Source organism: Pseudomonas sp. TE3552 (genome assembly GCF_056278945.1).
The window spans coordinates 5,937,927-5,959,505 of record NZ_JBWBQJ010000001.1; the positions used below are offsets into that span (position 1 = coordinate 5,937,927).

Consider the following 21,579-nt stretch of genomic DNA (forward strand, 5'->3'; position numbering starts at 1 on the left):
GCGATAGATCTTGTCTTTGACATAAGAAGAATGGAGCAGAACGTGATCCGTGTACTGGTAGCCGAAGACCACACCATCGTTCGCGAAGGCATCAAGCAATTGATCGGCCTGGCCAAGGACTTGCTGGTGGTAGGGGAGGCGAGCAATGGCGAACAGCTGCTCGATACCTTGCGCCATGTGCCGTGTGAGGTGGTATTGCTGGACATCTCCATGCCCGGGGTCAACGGCCTGGAAGCGATTCCGCGGATTCGCGCCTTGAACAATCCACCGGCCATTCTGGTGTTGTCGATGCACGATGAAGCGCAAATGGCTGCCCGGGCGTTGAAGGTCGGCGCCGCCGGCTATGCAACCAAGGACAGCGATCCGGCATTGCTGCTGACGGCGATCCGTAAGGTGGCGGCGGGCGGGCGCTACATCGACCCGGACCTGGCCGATCGCATGGTCTTCGAAGTCGGCCTGACCGATGCGCGGCCGTTGCACTCGTTGCTGTCGGAGCGTGAGTTTTCGGTGTTCGAACGCCTGGCCCAGGGCGCCAACGTCAACGACATCGCCCAGCAACTGGCCTTGAGCAGCAAAACCATCAGTACCCACAAGGCGCGGCTGATGCAGAAACTCAATATCACCTCCCTGGCCGAACTGGTGAAGTACGCCATGGAACACAAACTCCTCTGATTCTTTACGCGGTCCCAAGGAGCGAGGCTTGCCCGCGAAGCTTTAGCGTCAGTGAGGACGCCTTCGCGGGCAAGCCTCGCTCGGGATTGTTGTGGCATGTCCATTTGCGACATGCGCGCAAAGCCGCTTTTACCGGTTCCTGCGACCTGCAGCTCACCGCCTGTCGCTATCGCGAATCGACATATCCATCCCCGCCATCCTTGTAGGGCAATCCCTACCCCCAACCTTCCATCCGGCTGAGGCAATTCTCTCCTGCGCCCCGATTTGCGCGACTCCCAGCGTCCACTAGGCTTAATCCACAGCAGTCATCAACAACAAAGGTGTGGGTATGAGCCAGGTCGATTCAAGCGCAGGGGCCAATGACATTCTGGTCAGCTTTCGTGGAGTGCAAAAAAGCTACGACGGCGAGAACCTGATCGTCAAAGACCTCAACCTGGACATTCGCAAAGGCGAATTTCTTACCTTGCTCGGGCCGTCGGGCTCCGGCAAGACCACCAGCCTGATGATGCTCGCCGGTTTCGAAACACCGACCGCCGGGGAGATTCAACTGGCCGGGCGTTCCATCAACAACGTGCCACCGCATAAGCGCGACATTGGCATGGTGTTCCAGAACTACGCGTTGTTTCCGCACATGACCGTGGCCGAGAACCTGGCGTTCCCGCTGACCGTGCGCGGCTTGAACAAAAGCGATGTCAGTGACCGGGTCAAACGTGTGCTGAGCATGGTTCAGCTCGATGCCTTCGCCCAGCGTTATCCGGGGCAATTGTCCGGCGGCCAGCAGCAGCGTGTGGCCCTGGCTCGCGCCCTGGTGTTCGAACCGCAACTGGTGCTGATGGACGAACCCCTCGGCGCACTGGACAAACAACTGCGCGAACACATGCAGATGGAGATCAAGCACCTGCACCAACGCCTCGGCGTGACCGTGGTTTACGTGACCCACGACCAGGGCGAAGCCCTGACCATGTCTGACCGCGTCGCCGTATTCCACCAGGGCGAGATTCAGCAGATCGCGCCCCCGCGCACGCTCTACGAAGAGCCGAAAAATACCTTCGTCGCCAACTTCATCGGCGAGAACAACCGTCTCAATGGCCGCTTGCACAGCCACACCGGCGACCGCTGCGTGGTCGAGCTCGGCCGTGGTGAAAAGGTCGAGGCGCTGGCGGTCAACGTCGGCAAGACCGGCGAGCCCGTCACACTGTCGATTCGTCCGGAGCGCGTGAGTCTCAATGGTTCGAGCGAATCCTGCGTCAACCGCTTCTCGGGGCGAGTGGCGGAATTCATCTATCTGGGCGACCACGTCCGGGTTCGCCTGGAAGTCTGCGGCAAGACCGACTTCTTCGTGAAACAACCGATTGCCGAGCTCGATCCCGCGCTGGCTGTCGGCGACGTGGTACCGCTTGGCTGGCAGGTCGAACACGTTCGCGCGCTCGACCCACTTCTAGAGGCGCATTGATCGCCCCCTGCTTCACCAACACCAACCCTGCACGTGGAGAGAACAATAAATGTTGAGATCCCTGAAATTCACCGCTTTGGTCATGGGTATGATCGGTGCGGCACACGCGATGGCGGCGGGCCCGGACCTGACCGTGGTGTCCTTTGGCGGGGCGAACAAAGCCGCGCAGGTGAAAGCCTTTTACGCACCGTGGGAAGCGGCGGGCAACGGCAAGATCGTTGCGGGCGAATACAACGGTGAGATGGCCAAGGTCAAAGCCATGGTCGACACCAAGAGCGTGTCCTGGGACCTGGTGGAAGTTGAATCGCCAGAACTGTCCCGTGGTTGCGATGAAGACATGTTCGAGCAGCTTGATCCGAAGCTGTTCGGCAAGTCTGAAGACTACGTCAAAGGCGCTATCCAGCCGTGCGGCGTGGGCTTCTTCGTGTGGTCGACCGTATTGGCCTACAACGCTGACAAGCTGGCATCCGCACCGACCAGTTGGGTCGATTTCTGGGACACCAAGAAATTCCCGGGCAAACGTGGCCTGCGTAAAGGCGCCAAGTACACCCTGGAATTCGCTCTGATGGCCGACGGCGTGGCGCCGAAAGACGTCTACAAAGTGCTGGCCGGCAAAGACGGTCAGGACCGTGCGTTCAAGAAACTCGATGAACTCAAGCCAAACATTCAGTGGTGGGAAGCCGGTGCACAACCGCCGCAATACCTGGCCTCCGGTGACGTGGTCATGAGCTCGGCCTACAACGGCCGGATCGCAGCGGTACAGAAAGAAAGCAACCTGAAAGTGGTGTGGAACGGCGGCATCTACGACTTCGACGCATGGGCCATTCCAAAAGGCCTGGATAAAACCCGTGCCGAAGCGGCGAAGAAGTTCATCGCCTTCTCGGTACAGCCGCAACAGCAGAAGACCTACTCGGAAAACATCGCCTACGGTCCGGCCAACACCCAGGCTGTGCCGTTGCTGGCCAAGGATGTCTTGAAAGACATGCCGACCACCCCGGAAAACATCGCCAACCAGGTGCAGATCGACGTCAGCTTCTGGGCTGACAACGGCGAGCAACTGGAGCAGCGCTTCAATTCCTGGGCTGCGAAGTAATTAGAGGGCTCGCCCTCCTGTGAGGGCGGGCGTTTGTGGCGAGGGAGCTTGCTCCCGCTTGAGTGCGCGCACTCACAAAATTGAAAGTGGTTAACAAAATTTTGGGGCCGCTTCGCAGCCCAGCGCGAGCAAGCTCGCTCGCCACAATAGCTCGCTCCCACATTTTCGATTGATCAAAGATTTCCGGAGTACGCCATGGCTATCGCCGTTCCCGTGAACGCGGGTACCGACCCCACCTTGAAGCAGCGGCTCAAGCACGCCGAGCGGGTCAACCGCTGGAAAGCACAAGCCTTGATCGCGCCGTTGGTGCTGTTTCTGTTGCTGGTGTTCCTGGTGCCGATCGTGGCGCTGCTCTACAAAAGCGTCGGTAACCCGGAAGTAGTCGGCGTGATGCCACGCACCGTGGCGGCCATTGCCAGTTGGGATGGTCGAGGCCTGCCGGCGGAGCCTGTGTACAAGGCCGCCAGCGAAGACCTCGCCGAAGCCCGCAAGAATCAGACCTTGGGCGACTTGTCCAAGCGCTTGAACATGGAGTTGGCCGGCTACCGCAGCCTGCTGACCAAAACCGCACGCGCCTTGCCGTTCGCCACTGAGCCAGCGTCTTACAAAGCAGCGCTGGAAGGGCTGGACGAGCGTTGGGGCGATCCTGCCTATTGGCAAGTCGTGCGCCGCAACACCAGTGGAGTGACGCCTTATTACCTGCTGGCCGCCGTCGACCACCGTATCGACGATCTCGGTGAACTGGCCCGGGCCACTCCCGACCAGGCGATCTACCTCGACATCTTTGCCCGTACTTTCTGGATGGGCCTGATTATCACCGTTATCTGCCTGGTGCTGGCTTATCCGTTGGCCTACCTGCTGGCAAACCTGCCCTCGCGGCAAAGCAACCTGCTGATGATTCTGGTGCTGTTACCGTTTTGGACCTCGATTCTGGTGCGGGTCGCCGCGTGGATCGTGTTGCTGCAATCGGGCGGCTTGATCAACAGCGGCCTGATGGCTATGGGCGTCATCGATAAGCCGCTGGAATTGGTGTTCAACCGCACCGGGGTCTACATCTCGATGGTGCACATTCTGCTGCCGTTCATGATTCTGCCGATCTACAGCGTGATGAAAGGCATCTCGCCGACTTACATGCGTGCGGCGATTTCCCTCGGCTGCCACCCGTTTGCCAGTTTCTGGCGGGTGTACTTCCCGCAGACCTATGCCGGTGTCGGCGCCGGTTGCCTGTTGGTGTTCATCCTCGCCATCGGCTACTACATCACCCCGGCGTTGCTGGGCAGCCCGAACGATCAGATGGTCAGTTACTTCGTCGCCTTCTACACCAACACCAGCATCAACTGGGGCATGGCGACCGCGCTCGGTGGGTTGTTGCTGCTGGCGACCGTGGTGCTTTATCTGATTTACAGCTGGCTGGTGGGCGCCAGTCGCCTGCGTCTGAGCTAAGGGGAGAGTGAAATGCTGAGTCCTTATATGTCGCCCATCGAACGGGTGTGGTTCTACAGCTTGCGGATCCTCTGCGGCTTGATTTTGTTGTTCCTGATCCTGCCGGTGCTGGTGATCATTCCGTTGTCGTTCAACTCCGGGAGCTTTCTGGTCTACCCGCTGCAAGGCTTCTCGCTGCACTGGTACCAGGACTTCTTTGCCTCGGCGGAATGGATGCGCTCGTTGAAGAACAGCATGATCGTGGCCCCGGCAGCGACCGTGTTGGCGATGATCTTCGGTACGCTGGCGGCGATCGGCCTGACCCGTGGCGATTTTCCGGGCAAGCCGCTGGTGATGGCGCTGGTGATTTCGCCGATGGTGGTGCCGGTGGTGATCATTGGTGTGGCCAGTTACCTGACCTTTGCGCCACTGGGATTCGGCAACAGCTATACCTCGTTGATCGTGGTGCACGCCGTGTTGGGCGTGCCGTTCGTGATCATCACGGTGTCGGCGACCTTACAGGGGTTTAACCAGAATCTGGTTCGGGCCGCTGCAAGCCTGGGTGCTTCGCCACTGACCACGTTCCGCCGGGTGACGTTGCCGTTGATTGCGCCCGGTGTGATTTCCGGTGCGCTGTTTGCCTTCGCCACCTCATTCGATGAAGTGGTGGTGACGCTGTTCCTCGCCGGTCCCGAACAAGCGACCTTGCCTCGGCAGATGTTCAGCGGCATCCGTGAAAACCTCAGCCCGACGATTGCCGCTGCCGCGACGCTGCTGATTGCATTCTCGGTGGTCCTGTTGCTGACGCTGGAATGGCTGCGTGGCCGTAGCGAAAAATTGCGCACTGCCCAGGTCTGACCGTACGCAATGATCGTTCCCACACACTGCGGGAACGATCAATCTCTGTAGGAGCGAGGCTTGCCCGCGAAGGGGACGCCCCGGTTGAATTGAAAGACCGCGTTATCGTTCTTCGCGGGCAAGCCTCGCTCAGAAGCACCTCGATCATTCGCCAACTTAATAACAGACAAACCCCAATCCCCAGCTACTATTGTGCCCAGCTCCCCTATCTATAAGAGGCTGCGCACATGAGTCTTTCCTCTTTCAAAATCGCTCACAAACTGATCACCGGCGCAGGAGCCATCGAGCAACTGGCGGCCGAGTTGACGCGCCTGGATATCGACAACCCGCTGATCGTCACCGACGTGGCACTGGTCAAGTCCGGCACGGTAGAGCTGGCGTTGGCGCAGTTGGGCGAGCGCAGCTATGAGATTTTCGACCGGGTACTGCCAGACCCGGAAATCGCCATCGTCGAAGATTGCATGCGGGTTTACCGCGAAGGCGGGCATGACGGGCTGATCGGTCTGGGCGGCGGCAGCGCCATAGACATCGCCAAGAGCGTGGCAGCCTACGCCGGTTATCACGGTGAGCTGGAGGATTTGTTCGGCATTGATCAGGTGCCACGCAAAGGCCCGCCGCTGATCGCCATTCCGACCACCGCTGGCACCGGTTCGGAAGTGACCAACGTGGCCATCCTCTCCGACAAGGTCGCGCAGATGAAGAAGGGCATCATCAGCGATTACCTGTTGCCGGACGTGGCGCTGGTCAGCCCGCAAATGACCCTGACCTGCCCGCGCAGTGTCACCGCCGCCAGTGGCGTCGATGCGCTGGCGCACGCCATTGAGTCCTACCTGTCGCTCAATGCCTCGCCCATCACCGATTCCCTGGCCATTGGCGCGATCAAGCTGATTACCAAGGCGTTGCCCAAGGCCTACGCCAATCCATCCCACCTGCAAGCCCGCGAAGATATGGCCACCGCCAGCCTGATGGCCGGCATGGCGTTCGGCAATGCCGGGGTCGGCGCGGTGCATGCGTTGGCGTATCCCCTGGGCGGGCGTTTCAACATTGCCCATGGCATCAGCAACGCCTTGCTGCTGCCCTATGTCATGACCTGGAACAAGATGGCCTGCGTGGAGCGCATGCAGGATATTGCCGAGGCGATGGGGGTGAAGACCGCCCACCTGAGCGCCAATGACGCAGCGGACAAAGCCGTGGAGGCGATGACCGAGCTGTGTGCGGCGGTGGAAATTCCATTGGGCCTGCGCAGTTTCGGGGTGCCCGAGGACGCAATCCCGGCCATGGCCTTGGAAGCCGCCGGCATCGAACGCCTGATGCGCAACAATCCGCGCAAATTGACCGCTGCCGATATCGAGAAGATCTACCGAGCGGCTTATTAGCCCCAATCATCGCGGCACGGTGCGCGCGTCAAAGCATGAGGTATACAATGCGCGCCATCGTGATTCTGCTCAAAAAAGGTGCGTCATGCAGCCCTTCGTCATTGCTCCGTCGATTCTCTCCGCCGACTTCGCCCGCCTGGGCGAGGAAGTGGACAACGTCCTGGCCGCCGGTGCCGACTTCGTGCACTTCGATGTCATGGACAACCACTACGTGCCGAACCTCACCATCGGCCCGATGGTCTGTGCCGCACTGCGTAAGTACGGCGTGACCGCGCCGATCGACGCGCACCTGATGGTCAGCCCGGTGGATCGCATCGTCGGTGACTTCATCGAAGCCGGTGCGACCTACATCACCTTCCACCCGGAAGCCACGCAGCACGTCGACCGTTCCCTGCAACTGATCCGCGAAGGCGGCTGCAAGGCCGGCCTGGTGTTCAACCCGGCGACCCCGCTGGACGTACTCAAGTACGTGATGGACAAGGTCGACATGGTTTTGCTGATGAGCGTCAACCCGGGTTTCGGCGGGCAGAAGTTCATTCCCGGCACCCTCGACAAACTGCGTGAGGCGCGGGCGCTGATCGATGCTTCGGGGCGTGACATCCGCCTGGAAATCGACGGTGGGGTGAACGTGAACAACATTCGCGAAATCGCCGCCGCAGGCGCCGACACCTTCGTTGCCGGTTCGGCGATCTTCAATGCGCCGAACTATCAGGAAGTAATTGAAAAAATGCGCTCCGAACTGGCGCTGGCTCGCCCATGAGTGGCTTTGAGCAGCTGTTCCCCGGGCGTCTGCCGCGGCTGGTGATGTTCGATCTGGACGGCACGCTGGTCGATTCGGTCCCCGACCTCGCGGCGGCTGTGGATAACATGCTGCTCAAACTCGGGCGTACCCCCGTTGGTATCGCACCGGTGCGTGAATGGGTTGGCAACGGCGCGCCGGTGCTGGTGCGCCGTGCACTGGCCGGCGGCATCGATCATTCGGCCGTCGATGATGGCGAAGCCGAAGGCGCGTTGCAGATTTTCATGGAGGCCTACGGTGAGGGGCATGAGCTGACCGCGGTCTATCCCGGCGTGCGCGACACCCTGAAATGGCTGCACAAGCAGGGCGTGGCGATGGCACTGATCACTAACAAACCGGAGCGTTTCGTCGCGCCGCTGCTGGATCAGATGAAGATCGGTCGTTATTTCAAATGGATCATCGGCGGCGACACTCTGCCACAACAGAAACCTGACCCGGCCGCGCTGTTTTTCGTGATGAAAATGGCCAACATTCCGGCATCGCAATCGTTGTTCGTCGGCGACTCGCGCAGCGATGTGCTGGCGGCGAAAGCGGCGGGGGTCAAATGCGTGGCCCTCAGCTACGGCTATAACCATGGTCGGCCGATTGCCGAAGAATCGCCGGCGCTGGTGATTGATGATCTGCGCAAACTAATTCCCGGTTGCCTCGATCAGGCCGCTGAGATAACGTTGCCCGACGCTGTTCAATCCCCTCCTGGAAACGCCATCGTGGTGGTCACTCGCAAACTCTGGATGAAAGTCATCAAGGCCCTGGCCCGCTGGCGTTGGCGCGCCTGACTTGTTCCTGGCCGGCGTACCGGCGCGTTTGCATACCTGACCGTTAGACCCTCAAGCCACGAGGCACCTCATGATCCGCGAAGAATTCCTGCGTTTGGCCGCTGCCGGCTACAACCGCATCCCGCTTGCCTGCGAAACCCTGGCCGACTTCGACACGCCGTTGTCGATCTATCTGAAACTGGCCGACGAGCCCAACTCCTACCTGCTGGAATCGGTGCAGGGCGGCGAGAAATGGGGCCGTTATTCGATCATCGGCCTGCCGTGCCGGACCGTGTTGCGGGTTCATGATCACCACGTCAGCGTGACCCACGACGGCGTCGAGATCGAGAGCCACGACGTTGAAGACCCGCTGGCCTTCGTCGAAGCCTTCAAGGCGCGCTACAACGTGCCGACCATCGCTGGTCTGCCGCGTTTCAATGGCGGTCTGGTGGGGTACTTCGGTTACGACTGCGTGCGCTATGTGGAGAAGCGTCTGGGCAAATGCCCGAACCCGGATCCGCTGGGCGTGCCAGACATTCTGCTGATGGTGTCCGACGCGGTGGTGGTGTTCGACAACCTGGCCGGCAAGATGCATGCGATTGTGCTGGCCGATCCGTCGCAGGACGATGCTTTCGAGCAAGGTCAGGCGCGCCTGCAAGCGCTGCTGGAAAAACTCCGTCAGCCGATCACTCCGCGCCGTGGCCTGGACTTCAGCAAACAGCAGTCGGCCGATCCGGTGTTCCGTTCGAGCTTCACCCAAAGCGATTACGAAAAAGCCGTCGACACCATCAAGGAATACATCCTGGCCGGTGACTGCATGCAAGTCGTGCCGTCCCAGCGCATGTCGATCGACTTCAAGGCCGCGCCCATCGATCTGTACCGGGCGCTGCGTTGCTTCAACCCGACGCCTTACATGTACTTCTTCAACTTCGGTGACTTCCACGTCGTGGGCAGTTCGCCGGAAGTGCTGGTGCGGGTCGAAGACAACCTGATTACCGTGCGTCCGATTGCCGGTACTCGCCCACGCGGGGCCAACGAAGAGGCTGATCTGGCGCTGGAAAAAGACTTGCTGTCTGATGACAAGGAAATCGCCGAGCACTTGATGCTGATCGATCTGGGCCGCAACGACACCGGTCGCGTTTCGGAAATCGGTTCGGTGAAACTCACCGAGAAAATGGTCATCGAGCGTTATTCCAACGTGATGCACATCGTGTCCAACGTTACCGGTCAATTGAAGGCTGGGCTGACGGCAATGGACGCACTGCGGGCGATCCTGCCGGCCGGCACCTTGTCGGGCGCGCCGAAGATTCGTGCAATGGAAATCATCGATGAGCTGGAACCGGTCAAGCGTGGCGTCTACGGCGGCGCGGTCGGTTACTTCGCCTGGAACGGCAACATGGACACCGCGATTGCGATTCGCACCGCAGTGATCAAGAACGGCGAACTGCACGTACAGGCCGGTGGCGGCATCGTCGCTGATTCGGTACCGGCGCTGGAATGGGAAGAAACCCTGAACAAGCGCCGCGCCATGTTCCGCGCCGTGGCCCTGGCCGAGCAGACGCCGGACAACTAAGTACGAAAAACCTGTGGGAGCGGGCTTTTGTGGCGAGGGAGCTTGCTCCCGCTGGCCTGCGAAGCAGACCTTCTGACGACTGTTACGCAGCCGAGCGCGAGCAAGCTCGCTCGCCACATGAGTACTTCATTAAAAAACGCGGCGCCTGTGAGGGCGCCGCGTTTTTTGTACCTGACATTTCCGTGTAGGAGCTGCCGAAGGCTGCGATCTTTTGATCTTGTACCTCGGTCGCTCCCAGTGCCGCCAAAAGATCGCAGGCTGCACCAGCTCCTGCGCAAACCGTGTGCGACGGTTCAGAAGTCCAACGCTACCCCAACGTTAATACCTTGCTGGGTAAAGTCATCATCCTTGCGGATATCGTAGCTGGCCCGCAACGCCAGGTCCTTGGTGAGGTTGTGGCTCACGCCCAGGTTCAAACGGTTCAGGTTGGTCTGCGGAGTGTAGCCGGCCAGGGTGTAGTGGTTGTTCGGCAGGCTGTTGAGGTTCATGGTCACGTCCTGGGTGTCGTCGTTGTACTCACGTTCGTGAGCCAGTTCGCCAAACACCTGGGTCTGCGGGGTGATCTGGTACTTGCCCTGAATCCCGAGACCCAGGCGCCGAGAGATGCGCGACTGGTCATCGAAGGTCAGCGCGGTGGAGTCAACGCCATTTTCCGAGTACCCGTCGACTTCAACCTTGGCGAAGTCAGCGCTGACGAACGGCGACAGGTGCCAAGGGCTGGTTGCTTCTGGTGCGATGTCATAACCCAGGCGGCCGCTGATGGCGACCAGGTAACCGTCGGTGTCGCCTTTCTCCCCGCGTTCATTGACCCCCAACTGGAATTTGCGTTTGAGACTGTCGTAGTCCAGATGCCCGGCCGTCAGTGCCGCGTCACCCCAAAAGCGATTCTGCTGGTATTGGGCGAAAGCGGTGCCCATGTAGGTGTTGAGTTTGTAATCCGAATCGTTATCGCCGGCTTCGAGTTTCTGATTATAGAAGCCCGCCGCCAAGCCAACGCGCCATGCGTCATTGAGCCGATAGCTGCCACCGATATTCAGGTTGTAACCATTGCCATCAGCGCTGGCGCCGCTGCGCTGGCTGTCGAAGTCCTGATGCTGGCCACCGCCGGCGACAATCGCCCGCCATTGACCCACGCCTTGCCAGTTTTCCCAATCGGCCAACCACTGGTTGCGCAGCTCATCCTGATGAGAGCGCAAAGTGCCCTGGGCCATTTGTGGCAGCAGGGTTGCTTCCCATGGCGCGGCCAGCAGGGAGTAGGCGTAATCGGCAATCAAGCGCTGCCCGGTTTCGGTCGGGTGGACCGAGTCGTTATAGATCAGCTTGGTCGGGTCGGGGGTGGCGCTGTTGATGCCGTATCGAGCGTTTTCGGTGCAACTGTTGCCGCTGAAGCAGGTGGCGCTCAGGTTCTGGTCGATGGCGAGGCCGAACTGGCCAGGGTTGGCGAACGTCTCTTTGAGCAGTACCGGAATGTTCAGCGGAATGATGTTGGCGTTAATGCTTTGCAGTTGGCTGACCAGTTCGGTGTTGAACTGAGAACTGAGCTGGGACGTGAAGGCCTGCAATGGTGTGCCGTTGAAAGCTGGGGTAAAGCCAATGTCCGGCAGCAGCCAGACCATGATGTAGCGGGCACCGGCCTGTTGCAGGGTCTGCGCGCTACTGGCCAGGCGATCGGCGGCGGCGCTGGCCTGGGGCAGGCTGGTCACACGCCCCTGAAGGAAGTCATTGCCACCACCCGAGAGGTAATACAGTGCATTCGGGTCGGCGCGGAAATTGTTCGACGGCAGATAACCCGCACGGGTGCGTTCGCCTGTGGCGGAGGTGCTGGTGATCGAATCGAGAATCTGGTCGGTGCGATAACCGCCAACCGCCCAGTTGTTGCCATCGGGCAAGCCTTCGTTGGCACGTACCGCCGAGGAAGAAGACGCCGTCTGGTCCGGTGAGAACCCCAGTCTCCCGCCGAGAATTTGCGTGGCATTGAGCGAGCGCACTTCACCGCTGCCGTCCAGGTAGACCGGGCCGGTACGATTGGTGAAACGCTGGGTCGCCCCGGCAGGCCCGCCGGTATCGGTGAAGGTCCCGGCATCGCTGAGACTGTCGCCGAAGACGACGAAATTCGAATAAGGGTTGGGTGCGGCGATTGCCTGGGCGCAGGCAGCAGCGAGCAGGCATCCGGCGAGCGGTACAAACAACGTCTGTTTGATCATGAGCAAGTCCGTTTATTTATTGTTGTAGTAAACGAAACGACAGTACCAAAAACTTCCGGCCTTTTGCCATCCATCGCGAACCGATCGATTGTTTCGCGAGCTGCCGCCCCGGCCATATTGCACGCTCTGCCCAGCTAAGTTACTGTGCCGAGACGTATGAATGAGACCTTCCCCGTGTTGATCGTCAGCAAACTCCTGGATCAAGTCATCAAGGCACACGCCCGTTGGCGTTGGCGCGCCTGAATCTTTTCTGCCGGCCTGGCCGGACCTGTACCGCTTTGCCTTCTTTACCTGTATGAAATGCCGCTTTGCTGGCGCCACTCCAGCACCTGACAAAGCGCAGCGCACTGCGGGTAAATCATTCGAAGGCCGTATTAAAAGTCAGTGAATTCAAGAGGTTCTTAACGCCATGTTGCTGATGATCGATAACTACGACTCTTTTACCTACAACGTTGTGCAATACCTCGGCGAGCTGGGCTCGGAGGTTAAAGTTGTGCGCAACGACGAACTCACCATTGCTCAAATCGAAGCCCTCAACCCTGAGCGCATCGTCGTGTCCCCGGGTCCTTGCACCCCGACCGAAGCCGGTATTTCCATCGAAGCGATCAAGCACTTCGCCGGCAAGCTGCCGATTCTCGGTGTTTGCCTGGGCCATCAGTCCATTGGCCAGGCCTTTGGCGGCGATGTGGTTCGTGCTCGCCAAGTCATGCACGGTAAGACTAGCCCGGTATTCCACGAGGACAAGGGCGTATTCGAGGGTCTGAATCGCCCGTTGACGGTCACCCGTTATCACTCGCTGATCGTCAAGCGCGAAACCCTGCCTGATTGCCTGGAGCTGACCGCCTGGACCCAGTTCGAAGACGGTTCGGTCGACGAAATCATGGGCCTGCGTCACAAGACGCTGAATATCGAGGGTGTTCAGTTTCACCCGGAGTCTATCCTCACCGAGCAGGGCCACGAACTGTTCGCCAACTTCCTCAAACAAACCGGCGGCACGCGCTAAGGACTTTCCATGGATATCAAGACAGCCCTGAGCCGTATCGTCGGCCACCTCGACCTCAGTACCGAAGAGATGCGCGATGTCATGCGCGAAATCATGACCGGGCAATGCACGGATGCGCAGATCGGCGCGTTCATGATGGCCATGCGCATGAAGAGCGAGAGCATTGATGAAATCGTCGGCGCCGTGACGGCGATGCGCGAGTTGGCGGACAAGGTCGAACTCAACACTCTCGACGGCGTGGTCGATGTCGTCGGCACTGGCGGCGACGGAGCGAACATTTTCAATGTCTCCACCGCTTCCTCGTTTGTGGTCGCGGCGGCCGGTTGCACCGTGGCCAAGCACGGTAACCGTGCGGTGTCGGGCAAAAGCGGCAGCGCCGACCTGCTGGAAGCCGCCGGTATCTACCTGAACCTGACTCCGGTCCAGGTGGCGCGTTGCATCGACAACGTGGGCATCGGTTTCATGTTTGCCCAGACTCACCATAGCGCCATGAAGCACGCCGCCGGCCCGCGCCGCGAGTTGGGCTTGCGCACCTTGTTCAATATGCTCGGCCCGCTTACGAATCCGGCCGGCGTGAAACATCAGGTGGTGGGTGTATTCAGTCAGGCGTTGTGCCGGCCGTTGGCCGAAGTCTTGCAACGCTTGGGCAGCAAACACGTGCTGGTGGTGCACTCGAAGGATGGCCTGGATGAGTTCAGTCTGGCAGCACCGACCTTTGTAGCGGAATTGAAGAATGACCAGATCACCGAGTATTGGGTCGAACCCGAAGACTTGGGGATGAAGAGCCAAAGCCTGCACGGCCTGGCGGTGGAAAGCCCGGCGGCCTCCCTTGAGCTGATTCGCGATGCCTTGGGCAAGCGCAAGACCGAGAACGGTCAGAAAGCAGCCGAGATGATCGTGCTCAATGCCGGTGCCGCGCTGTACGCCGCTGATGTTGCCAGCAGTTTGAAAGAAGGCGTTGCCCTGGCGCACGATGCGCTGCACACAGGCCTCGCTCGGGAAAAACTTGAGGAATTGGGTGCATTTACCGCGGTATTCAAAGTGGAGAATGAGGGATGAGTGTACCGACGGTTCTGGAAAATATTCTGGCCCGCAAAGTCCAGGAAGTCGCCGAGCGTAGCGCTCGTGTGAGCCTGGCAGAGCTGGAAAACCTGGCCAAGGCGGCCGATGCACCCCGTGGTTTTGCCAAGGCATTGATCGATCAGGCCAAGAAGAAACAGCCGGCGGTCATCGCTGAAATCAAGAAGGCTTCACCGAGCAAAGGCGTGATCCGCGAGAACTTCGTGCCTGCCGACATCGCCAAAAGCTACGAGAAGGGCGGCGCGACCTGCCTGTCGGTACTCACCGACATCGATTACTTCCAGGGCGCCGATGCGTATCTGCAACAGGCTCGGGCGGCATGCAAGCTGCCAGTGATCCGCAAGGATTTCATGATTGATCCGTACCAGATCGTCGAGTCCCGTGCACTGGGCGCTGACTGCGTGCTGTTGATCGTCTCCGCACTGGATGACGTGAAAATGGCCGAGCTGGCGGCCGTCGCCAAAAGCGTCGGTCTCGATGTGCTGGTGGAAGTCCACGACGGCGATGAGCTGGAGCGGGCCTTGAAGACCCTCGACACGCCACTGGTGGGCGTGAACAACCGCAACCTGCACACTTTCGAAGTCAATCTGGAAACCACCCTCGACCTGTTGCCGCGTATTCCGCGAGATCGTCTGGTGATCACCGAGAGTGGCATTCTTAACCGGGCCGATGTCGAGCTGATGGAAATCAGCGACGTGTATGCGTTCCTGGTCGGCGAAGCATTCATGCGCGCTGAAAGCCCGGGTACCGAACTGCAGCGTCTGTTCTTTCCCGAGCGCGGCACTCCAGTGAGCGGTTCTACCCTCGACTGAAGACCATTTTGCAGGCAACCCGATCCCCTGTGGGAGCGGGTTTGCCCGCGATGAGGCCCTCAAATTTCCCAAAGACCTCAAGTCTGCCGAGTCGTCCATGTCGCTGCCAATCCCCCTGACCATCGAAGCCGGCCTGCTCGCCGAACAGGATCTGCTGGGCCACGTGTGCACCGGTGAGTCAGAGTTCGGTCTGCTGTTCTGGCAACCCACTGACCGCGCATTGGTCATGCCCCGGCGCTTGAATCGTCTGCCACAGTTCGAGGCGGCGTGCGAAGTCTCCGCCGCCGCCGGCTGGCCGGTGCTGTTGCGTGAAACCGGTGGTGAGCCGGTGCCGCAATCGGCCTCCACCATCAACATCGCGCTGGTTTATGCCCCTGCGCGTAACGAAGGCGATCTGAACCGTATCGAAACCGGCTACCGGCGTCTGTGCGATCCGATCTGTCAGTTACTGGATGAGCTGGGCGGCACTTCGTCTCTGGGCGAAATCGAGGGTGCGTTCTGCGACGGCCGTTTCAACGTCAACCTTGATGGTCGAAAGATGGTCGGCACCGCTCAACGTTGGCGCCAGAGCAAGGGCGGTCAGCGCCCGGTTGGTCTGGTGCACGGGGCAATGTTGATCGATGACGAGCGAGAGTCGATGGTCGCGGCGGTCAATCGGTTCAATGAAGCCTGTGGCCTGGATCAGCGGGTCCGCGCTGAAAGCCATATCGCCCTGCATGAAAAGTTTGCCGCTCCTCATGCGCTGGAACGGCTCGACACGTTGTACCGACAGTTACTGGCAGAAATGCTCGGGGCTTAAGTTCTCGGAGCTTGATTTTCGGGTTTAGCGCGTACCGAAAACCACCATGGTCTTGCCCTTGACGTCGACCAGATTGCGCTCTTCCAGATCCTTGAGCACGCGGCCGACCATCTCTCGGGAACAACCGACAATGCGGCCGATTTCCTGACGGGTCACCTTGATCTGCATGCCGTCCGGATGGGTCATGGCATCTGGCTGCTTGCACAGTTCCAGCAGGCAGCGTGCGACACGACCGGTCACGTCGAAGAATGCCAGGTCGCCGACCTTGCGCGTGGTATTACGCAGGCGTTGTGCGATTTGTCCGCTGAGCACGTAAAGAATGTCTGGATCCTGTTGGGACAGCTCGCGGAATTTCGCGTAGCTGATTTCCGCGACTTCGCATTCGACTTTGGCGCGAACCCAGGCGCTGCGCTCCTGTTCCAGCCCGGCTTGTTCAAACAGACCCAGTTCGCCGAAAAAATCGCCGGAGTTGAGGTAGGCAATGATCATTTCACGGCCGTCGTCATCCTCGATCAGGATGGTTACCGAGCCTTTGATGATGAAGAACAGCGTATCCGAGCGGTCGCCCGCACAAATGATGTTGCTCTTGGCGGCATAGCGACGGCGCTGGCAGTGCATCAACAGTTTGTCGAGGTTCTTGATTTTTGGTGTGGGGGTAATAGCAACCATGGTTGTATCCCGTAAAGACTGCACGGTGTGTTTATTTTTTTGTAGGAGCTGGCGAAGCCTGCAATGTTTTATGCGCTACAAAGATGGCTATGCGCCAGCGAATTGGCGCCAGCTTAACAGACACATTCCTAGAAGATTTGAGAATTTACCTACAGCGCATACGGTTATGTCCTAGGAAGGCGAAGCACTGCCAATCAAGGGCCCTGTGCTAAGCTGGCGACCCTTTTTTATACAGTGGAGTCTTGGCGATGAAGGCACGCATCCAATGGGCTGGCGAAGCCATGTTCCTCGGTGAATCCGGCAGCGGTCATGTCGTGGTCATGGACGGTCCGCCCGATGCCGGCGGTCGTAACCTGGGTGTCCGGCCGATGGAAATGCTCCTGCTGGGTGTTGGCGGATGCAGCAATTTCGATGTGGTCAGCATCCTCAAGAAGTCCCGTCAGGCTGTGGAAAGCTGCGAAGCCTTCCTCGAAGCCGAGCGTGCGACCGAAGATCCGAAGGTTTTCACGAAGATCCACATGCACTTTGTGGTCAAGGGCCGTGGGCTGAAAGAAGCACAGGTCAAGCGCGCCATCGAGCTGTCGGCCGAGAAGTATTGCTCGGCCTCGATCATGCTCGGCGCGGCCGGCGTGGCGATTACCCATGACTACGAAATCATCGAGCTCGGTTGAATCGACATTCAACTATCGTTAAGGCAGTGCAGACTCAGGTGATGCAAGTTTTCTACGCGCGCAACATGCCGAACTAAGAGTTCCGAGTACAAAAAAAGGCGACTACCTCGAGGTAGTCGCCTTTTTTATTGCCGAAACGCGGTCCCTGTGGGAGCGGGCTTGCCCGCGATGGGGACGTCGCGGGCGCTGCAATACTTAGATCCGATACGTACTCTTGGTCATCACCTTGGCCAACAGACTCATGCCGAACTTCACCGGTGCAGGAAAACGGAACCCCCCGGCATCCAGCGCGCTTTCGGCGTGGTGTTCCTCATCAATGCGCATCTGCTCAAGGATCGCTCGGGATTTTTCATCCTCGGCCGGCAGTTGCTCAAGGTGTTCGTTCAGGTGTTTGCAGACCTGATGCTCGGTGGCGGCAACGAAACCCAGGCTGACTTTGTCGCTGATCAACCCGGCCACCGCGCCAATCCCGAACGACATACCGTAGAACAGCGGATTGAGGATACTGGTGTGGCTACCCAACTGGTGAATGCGTTGTTCGCACCAGACCAGATGATCGATTTCTTCTTCGGCGGCATGTTCCATGGCCGCGCGCACTTGCGGCAGCTTGGCGGTCAGGGCCTGACCTTGATACAGCGCCTGGGCGCAAACTTCGCCAGTATGGTTGATGCGCATCAAACCGGCGACGTGTCGGGTATCTTCGTCGCTCATTTGCGCATCCGGCTGCACGATGGCAGGCGACGGACGGTAAGGCTGACCACTGAAAGGCAGCAAAGTACGCATCGCGGCATCGGCTTGCAGCAGAAGACGGTCAATCGGCGAGTAGTGACGTTGGGTAGTCATGCTGACCTCCGGGAAGAATCTCGGCGGCCAGTTTAACCCAATCGGCCGAGGGAGGGTTTGCGCTGGGTCATCTGCGGCGAGGGAGCTTGCTCCCGTTCGACCGCGAAGCGGTCGTAAATTCAGCCCATAGCTCGGGTTGAAAATACGACGCATGGATGGGGGCTGCTGCGCAGCCCAGCAGGAGCAAGCTCCCTCGCCACATCAGCCCGGCGGCCAGTGCATCTGGCGCTGACCCAGTACGTGCATATGAATGTGATAGACCGTCTGCCCGCCCAGTTCATTACAGTTCATGACCACACGGAAACCGTCTTCGCAGCCCAGTTCCTTGGCCAGACGCTGCGCGGTGAACAGAATATGCCCGGCCAGCGCCTTATCGTCCTCGGTGAGGTCGTTCAGGGTGCGTACCGGTTTCTTCGGGACCACCAGGAAGTGCACGGGGGCCTGTGGCGCGATGTCGTGGAAGGCCAGTACCTGGTCGTCCTCGTAAATGATCTTCGCCGGGATTTCCCGGTTGATGATCTTGGTGAACAGAGTATCCACAGCTGTTTTCTCCGTTATTTGGCTGGCTTGAGTGTACTCATGGGCCTTGCTTGAGCCCAGTTTTTTACCTTGAAAGCAGTCAGCGCGGGCAGTGCGCCTTGTTGACCATGCCCGCGATTGTCCGGGTCAGCCAGCGCGAGCCGAGCCGCGGCAGGAACGCGAACCAGCGATTCAGGCGACCGGGAATGATAATGGCGCGATTTTTTTCCAGGGCCCGTACGGTATAGAGCGCGACTTCTTCTGGACTCATCAGCAGTTTGCTCTCGACCAGTTTGTCGGCGTCCAGTTGTGCGGTGCGGAAAAACGCTGTGCGTGTCGGGCCAGGGCAGAGCACCGACACCTTGACCGCGCATTTTTTCAGTTCAACGCGCAAACCTTCGGAAAAGTGCAGTACATAAGCCTTACTGGCGTAGTAAGTACTCATCCATGGGCCGGGATGAAATGCCGCGACCGAGGCGACATTCAGTATCTGCCCACCGCCCTGTAGGGCCATGCTGTTACCGACGGCATGGCACAAGCGAGTGAGGGCCAGGATATTCACTTCGATCAAGTCCTGCTCGGTCATCCAGTCCTGGGCCAGGAATGGGCCGCAAGTGCCGATGCCGGCACAGTTGACCAGCAAATCGATCTGCCGGTCGCCTTCCTCCAGTTCCAGCAAAAATCCGGACAGTCTTAACGGCTCGCCCAGGTCACAGGCACGAAACAATACTTCCACACCAAAACGTTGCGTCAGTTCAATCGCAATACTTTCCAGCTGATCACGCTGTCGGGCCACCAGAATCAGGCTACGGCCGCGCCGGGCCAGCGCTTCGGCCATCGCCAGGCCGATGCCGCTGGAAGCGCCAGTGATCAGAGCGTAACGGGTCATGCAGTTCTCCATCGCAACGGCTCCGCGCCGGCGACGCGGTGTCACGGGCGGGGAGCGCTGTTCATTCTTTCGCAGAGTCTACAGGGGGCTGGGCCGCTTCGGCTGCATCGTCGGCTGAATTCGGCTCTGACTCGGTCTCGACAGGCACTTCTTCGACTTCATCGATGGTCACGGAGCTACTTTGATAGGCTCTATCAGCGGCGCTTTCATACTCATCCTGGATCGCTGTAAGACCTCCGGTCAGCCCGCCAACGAACATGATCGCGATAAACACCAGCCACAGCGAAGCCAGTACTCTGACCGCGTTGCTGTTGGGCGGCGGCGGTGCACCGTACCGATTGGCAGTATTGTTGCCCGGCACAATCGCCATCACGAACGGAAAAACGCTCCCCACGAACGGTACAAGGTTCAGCAGCCAGAGCCAGCCAGACCATCCGATATCGTGCAGGCGCTGCACACTGAACTGGATGCTGATGAACGCGAGTACCACGACCAGAATAACGGCCAGCAGACCCGCGAGAATAAGGCCGGCGGTCGAGTCAGTACCGATAAGGGCGAAGCCGAACACGGACAATACGGCGCCAATACCAAGCGTCACCAGCGTAAGGGCCATCGTCCAGGCCAGAAAACGCAATCGGCCGATGCGTCCATCGAAACTGAATGGCTTGAGCACAGAAAACGCCGGCAGCGCTTCGCCAACAGTGGCTCGCGGCGGTGCATAGGGGGACTCCGGCTCTGCCGAAGGGCTGACATGAACGTCGGACAGGTCCAGCTCGATCGAGGGTTCGGCTTCGATTCGGGCATCGATGCCGGTTTTCGTCAGCGCCTGAAGATAGGTCTGCGCGTCGGCGTGCGACAGGTCGCGCTTGAGCGCAACCGTCCGGCCACTGAACAGGCGCTCGATGGCCGCGACATCAGTCTTGAACAGCTCGGCGAGATTGAGCTTCGCGGTGGTGGCGTCGACACCTGGCAGCAGAGCGCCGTCGAAGACAATCTTGAAACGGGTTTCACTCATGGCCGAGGCATCCTTGTCGCTATAGTTTGTAATAGAGGCTGCTGCAAGTATCGAGTGTAAGGCCCGCCGGGAGGGGCTGGCCAAGTTTTCCTGTCAGCGCGGCCAGCGCTTGGGCAGCGCCGCCGCCAGTTCCAGCGCCTTGCGGTATTCGGTGTCGAGACGTGCGACCAGTTGATCGACACTCGGCAGGTCGTCGATTTCTCCGACGCCCTGGCCTGCGGACCACACGGTTTTCCAGGCTTTGGCTTCATCGCTCAACGGCTTGAGCTTGGAGCCGAAATCCACCTCGCCCTTGCCCTGCAGCGCCGCCATGTCGAAACCGGCGGCCTCCAGGCTCTGACGCATAAAGCTTGCCGGCACTCCCGATACCGCTGGAGTATGGACGATGTCTGCGGCTCTGGAAGCCAGCAGCATCTCCTTATAGGCGTCAGGCGCATGACTTTCCGTGGTGCCGATAAATCGCGTACCGAAGTAGGCCAAATCCGCACCGAGCAATTGCGCGGCAAGAATCTCATGTCCATGGTTCAGGCAGCCCGCCAGCAGCAGGGTCTTGTCGAAAAACTGGCGTATCTCGGCGATCAACGAGAACGGGCTCCAGGTTCCGGCGTGACCACCGGCGCCCGCCGCTACGGCGATCAAGCCGTCCACGCCAGCCTCGGCGGCTTTTTCCGCGTGGCGACGGGTCGTCACGTCGTGAAACACCAGGCCGCCGTAGCTATGTACCGCGTCGACCAGTTCTTTCACGGCACCGAGGCTGGTGATTACGATCGGCACCTTGTGCTCGATGCAGATCGCCAGGTCCGCCTGCAATCGTGGGTTGCTGTTGTGGACGATCAGGTTCACCGCGTAAGGCGCGGGGTTTTCCAGTGTCGCCAGTCCTGCTTCGATTTCTTCCAGCCAGGCCTTGAAACCGCTGCTCTCACGCTGATTCAGCGCTGGGAAACTGCCCACCACGCCATTACGGCAGCAGGCGAGCACCAGCTCAGGATTGGAAATCAGGAACATCGGCGCCACCACCACGGGCAGACGCAAACGTTGATCGAGCAAAGCGGGCAGCGACATTGGAAGTACCCC

General features: G+C 59.6%; 21 protein-coding genes. 14 read left to right on the forward strand and 7 right to left on the reverse strand.

Going from position 1 to position 21,579, the window contains the following annotated elements; translation table 11 throughout:
* Nucleotides 1-30: 30 nt before the first annotated feature.
* From ACZ9BB_RS26830 to trpE, 9 genes are all read left to right on the forward strand, one after another.
* A complete protein-coding gene (locus ACZ9BB_RS26830; RefSeq protein WP_476217696.1) occupies nucleotides 31-672 on the forward strand; it encodes a response regulator in 642 nt (213 codons plus the stop codon).
* Nucleotides 673-1,000: 328 nt separating this feature from the next.
* Entirely contained in the window at nucleotides 1,001-2,125 is a 1,125-nt protein-coding gene (locus ACZ9BB_RS26835; protein ID WP_476217698.1) for an ABC transporter ATP-binding protein, read from the forward strand.
* Between the two features lie 49 nt (nucleotides 2,126-2,174).
* Nucleotides 2,175-3,218, forward strand: coding sequence for an ABC transporter substrate-binding protein (locus ACZ9BB_RS26840; RefSeq protein ID WP_476217700.1), 1,044 nt, complete (start codon nucleotides 2,175-2,177; stop codon nucleotides 3,216-3,218).
* A 195-nt stretch (nucleotides 3,219-3,413) separates the two neighbouring features.
* Nucleotides 3,414-4,661: an ABC transporter permease gene (locus tag ACZ9BB_RS26845; protein WP_476217702.1), complete on the forward strand. Its 1,248-nt coding sequence runs from the start codon at nucleotides 3,414-3,416 to the stop codon at nucleotides 4,659-4,661.
* A gap of 12 nt (nucleotides 4,662-4,673) precedes the next feature.
* Nucleotides 4,674-5,498 carry an ABC transporter permease gene (locus ACZ9BB_RS26850; RefSeq protein WP_476217704.1) on the forward strand — a complete coding sequence of 275 codons (825 nt, stop codon included), beginning with the start codon at nucleotides 4,674-4,676 and terminating at the stop codon, nucleotides 5,496-5,498.
* 227 nt (nucleotides 5,499-5,725) lie between these two features.
* Nucleotides 5,726-6,874: an iron-containing alcohol dehydrogenase gene (locus ACZ9BB_RS26855; RefSeq protein WP_476217705.1), complete on the forward strand. Its 1,149-nt coding sequence runs from the start codon at nucleotides 5,726-5,728 to the stop codon at nucleotides 6,872-6,874.
* Between the two features lie 85 nt (nucleotides 6,875-6,959).
* The gene (rpe, locus tag ACZ9BB_RS26860) at nucleotides 6,960-7,634 is read left to right on the forward strand and encodes a ribulose-phosphate 3-epimerase (RefSeq protein WP_052967174.1); all 675 of its coding nucleotides are present in this window, start codon (nucleotides 6,960-6,962) and stop codon (nucleotides 7,632-7,634) included.
* Nucleotides 7,631-8,449, forward strand: a complete 819-nt coding sequence (locus ACZ9BB_RS26865) for a phosphoglycolate phosphatase (protein ID WP_476217708.1) — start codon at nucleotides 7,631-7,633, stop codon at nucleotides 8,447-8,449. The genes rpe and ACZ9BB_RS26865 overlap by 4 nt, the downstream gene beginning before the upstream one ends.
* A gap of 70 nt (nucleotides 8,450-8,519) precedes the next feature.
* Nucleotides 8,520-10,001 (forward strand): anthranilate synthase component I, encoded by a 1,482-nt coding sequence (gene trpE / locus ACZ9BB_RS26870; protein WP_476217710.1) that lies wholly within the window; start codon nucleotides 8,520-8,522, stop codon nucleotides 9,999-10,001.
* Nucleotides 10,002-10,294: 293 nt separating this feature from the next.
* Here trpE and estP read toward each other — a convergent pair whose 3' ends face one another.
* Complete coding sequence (estP, locus tag ACZ9BB_RS26875; protein ID WP_476217712.1) at nucleotides 10,295-12,205, reverse strand: esterase EstP; 1,911 nt, start codon at nucleotides 12,203-12,205, stop codon at nucleotides 10,295-10,297.
* Between the two features lie 409 nt (nucleotides 12,206-12,614).
* On the opposite strand from estP, the gene ACZ9BB_RS26880 reads away from it, so the two are divergent.
* The 4 genes from ACZ9BB_RS26880 to ACZ9BB_RS26895 all read left to right on the forward strand — a co-directional run bounded on the left by ACZ9BB_RS26880 (nucleotide 12,615) and on the right by ACZ9BB_RS26895 (nucleotide 15,899).
* Nucleotides 12,615-13,208: an aminodeoxychorismate/anthranilate synthase component II gene (locus tag ACZ9BB_RS26880; protein ID WP_476217714.1), complete on the forward strand. Its 594-nt coding sequence runs from the start codon at nucleotides 12,615-12,617 to the stop codon at nucleotides 13,206-13,208.
* A 9-nt stretch (nucleotides 13,209-13,217) separates the two neighbouring features.
* Entirely contained in the window at nucleotides 13,218-14,267 is a 1,050-nt protein-coding gene (gene trpD, locus ACZ9BB_RS26885) for an anthranilate phosphoribosyltransferase (RefSeq protein WP_476217716.1), read from the forward strand.
* On the forward strand, nucleotides 14,264-15,100 hold the full coding sequence (gene trpC, locus ACZ9BB_RS26890) for an indole-3-glycerol phosphate synthase TrpC (protein ID WP_476217717.1): 837 nt from the start codon (nucleotides 14,264-14,266) through the stop codon (nucleotides 15,098-15,100). Before trpD ends, trpC begins: the two co-directional genes overlap by 4 nt.
* 97 nt (nucleotides 15,101-15,197) lie before the next feature.
* Nucleotides 15,198-15,899, forward strand: a complete 702-nt coding sequence (locus ACZ9BB_RS26895) for a lipoate--protein ligase family protein (RefSeq protein ID WP_476217719.1) — start codon at nucleotides 15,198-15,200, stop codon at nucleotides 15,897-15,899.
* Between the two features lie 24 nt (nucleotides 15,900-15,923).
* Here the strand turns inward: ACZ9BB_RS26895 and crp are convergent, their stop codons facing one another.
* Nucleotides 15,924-16,568: a cAMP-activated global transcriptional regulator CRP gene (gene crp / locus ACZ9BB_RS26900; RefSeq protein WP_007941656.1), complete on the reverse strand. Its 645-nt coding sequence runs from the start codon at nucleotides 16,566-16,568 to the stop codon at nucleotides 15,924-15,926.
* 248 nt (nucleotides 16,569-16,816) lie between these two features.
* Between crp and ACZ9BB_RS26905 the strand changes: the two genes are divergently transcribed.
* Nucleotides 16,817-17,239: an OsmC family protein gene (locus ACZ9BB_RS26905; RefSeq protein ID WP_007941657.1), complete on the forward strand. Its 423-nt coding sequence runs from the start codon at nucleotides 16,817-16,819 to the stop codon at nucleotides 17,237-17,239.
* Nucleotides 17,240-17,434: 195 nt separating this feature from the next.
* On the opposite strand, the gene coq7 is transcribed toward ACZ9BB_RS26905, so the two are convergent.
* From coq7 to ACZ9BB_RS26930, 5 genes are all read right to left on the reverse strand, one after another.
* Nucleotides 17,435-18,082 carry a 2-polyprenyl-3-methyl-6-methoxy-1,4-benzoquinone monooxygenase gene (gene coq7, locus ACZ9BB_RS26910; RefSeq protein ID WP_019580750.1) on the reverse strand — a complete coding sequence of 216 codons (648 nt, stop codon included), beginning with the start codon at nucleotides 18,080-18,082 and terminating at the stop codon, nucleotides 17,435-17,437.
* A 201-nt stretch (nucleotides 18,083-18,283) separates the two neighbouring features.
* Nucleotides 18,284-18,622, reverse strand: a complete 339-nt coding sequence (locus ACZ9BB_RS26915; protein WP_476217722.1) for a histidine triad nucleotide-binding protein — start codon at nucleotides 18,620-18,622, stop codon at nucleotides 18,284-18,286.
* Nucleotides 18,623-18,701: 79 nt separating this feature from the next.
* The gene (locus tag ACZ9BB_RS26920) at nucleotides 18,702-19,490 is read right to left on the reverse strand and encodes an SDR family NAD(P)-dependent oxidoreductase (RefSeq protein WP_476217724.1); all 789 of its coding nucleotides are present in this window, start codon (nucleotides 19,488-19,490) and stop codon (nucleotides 18,702-18,704) included.
* Between the two features lie 61 nt (nucleotides 19,491-19,551).
* A complete protein-coding gene (locus ACZ9BB_RS26925) occupies nucleotides 19,552-20,505 on the reverse strand; it encodes a DUF805 domain-containing protein (RefSeq protein ID WP_476217726.1) in 954 nt (317 codons plus the stop codon).
* 93 nt (nucleotides 20,506-20,598) lie between these two features.
* A complete protein-coding gene (locus ACZ9BB_RS26930) occupies nucleotides 20,599-21,567 on the reverse strand; it encodes an NAD(P)H-dependent flavin oxidoreductase (RefSeq protein ID WP_476217728.1) in 969 nt (322 codons plus the stop codon).
* Between the last annotated feature and the right edge of the window lie 12 nt (nucleotides 21,568-21,579).

Coding starts and splice junctions, on each gene's coding strand:
- ACZ9BB_RS26830 (WP_476217696.1), top strand. CDS start 31: ATGGAGCAGAACGTGATCCGTGTACTGGTAGCCGAAGACCACACCATC.
- ACZ9BB_RS26835 (WP_476217698.1), top strand. CDS start 1,001: ATGAGCCAGGTCGATTCAAGCGCAGGGGCCAATGACATTCTGGTCAGC.
- ACZ9BB_RS26840 (WP_476217700.1), top strand. CDS start 2,175: ATGTTGAGATCCCTGAAATTCACCGCTTTGGTCATGGGTATGATCGGT.
- ACZ9BB_RS26845 (WP_476217702.1), top strand. CDS start 3,414: ATGGCTATCGCCGTTCCCGTGAACGCGGGTACCGACCCCACCTTGAAG.
- ACZ9BB_RS26850 (WP_476217704.1), top strand. CDS start 4,674: ATGCTGAGTCCTTATATGTCGCCCATCGAACGGGTGTGGTTCTACAGC.
- ACZ9BB_RS26855 (WP_476217705.1), top strand. CDS start 5,726: ATGAGTCTTTCCTCTTTCAAAATCGCTCACAAACTGATCACCGGCGCA.
- rpe (WP_052967174.1), top strand. CDS start 6,960: ATGCAGCCCTTCGTCATTGCTCCGTCGATTCTCTCCGCCGACTTCGCC.
- ACZ9BB_RS26865 (WP_476217708.1), top strand. CDS start 7,631: ATGAGTGGCTTTGAGCAGCTGTTCCCCGGGCGTCTGCCGCGGCTGGTG.
- trpE (WP_476217710.1), top strand. CDS start 8,520: ATGATCCGCGAAGAATTCCTGCGTTTGGCCGCTGCCGGCTACAACCGC.
- estP (WP_476217712.1), bottom strand. CDS start 12,205: ATGATCAAACAGACGTTGTTTGTACCGCTCGCCGGATGCCTGCTCGCT.
- ACZ9BB_RS26880 (WP_476217714.1), top strand. CDS start 12,615: ATGTTGCTGATGATCGATAACTACGACTCTTTTACCTACAACGTTGTG.
- trpD (WP_476217716.1), top strand. CDS start 13,218: ATGGATATCAAGACAGCCCTGAGCCGTATCGTCGGCCACCTCGACCTC.
- trpC (WP_476217717.1), top strand. CDS start 14,264: ATGAGTGTACCGACGGTTCTGGAAAATATTCTGGCCCGCAAAGTCCAG.
- ACZ9BB_RS26895 (WP_476217719.1), top strand. CDS start 15,198: ATGTCGCTGCCAATCCCCCTGACCATCGAAGCCGGCCTGCTCGCCGAA.
- crp (WP_007941656.1), bottom strand. CDS start 16,568: ATGGTTGCTATTACCCCCACACCAAAAATCAAGAACCTCGACAAACTG.
- ACZ9BB_RS26905 (WP_007941657.1), top strand. CDS start 16,817: ATGAAGGCACGCATCCAATGGGCTGGCGAAGCCATGTTCCTCGGTGAA.
- coq7 (WP_019580750.1), bottom strand. CDS start 18,082: ATGACTACCCAACGTCACTACTCGCCGATTGACCGTCTTCTGCTGCAA.
- ACZ9BB_RS26920 (WP_476217724.1), bottom strand. CDS start 19,490: ATGACCCGTTACGCTCTGATCACTGGCGCTTCCAGCGGCATCGGCCTG.
- ACZ9BB_RS26925 (WP_476217726.1), bottom strand. CDS start 20,505: ATGAGTGAAACCCGTTTCAAGATTGTCTTCGACGGCGCTCTGCTGCCA.
- ACZ9BB_RS26930 (WP_476217728.1), bottom strand. CDS start 21,567: ATGTCGCTGCCCGCTTTGCTCGATCAACGTTTGCGTCTGCCCGTGGTG.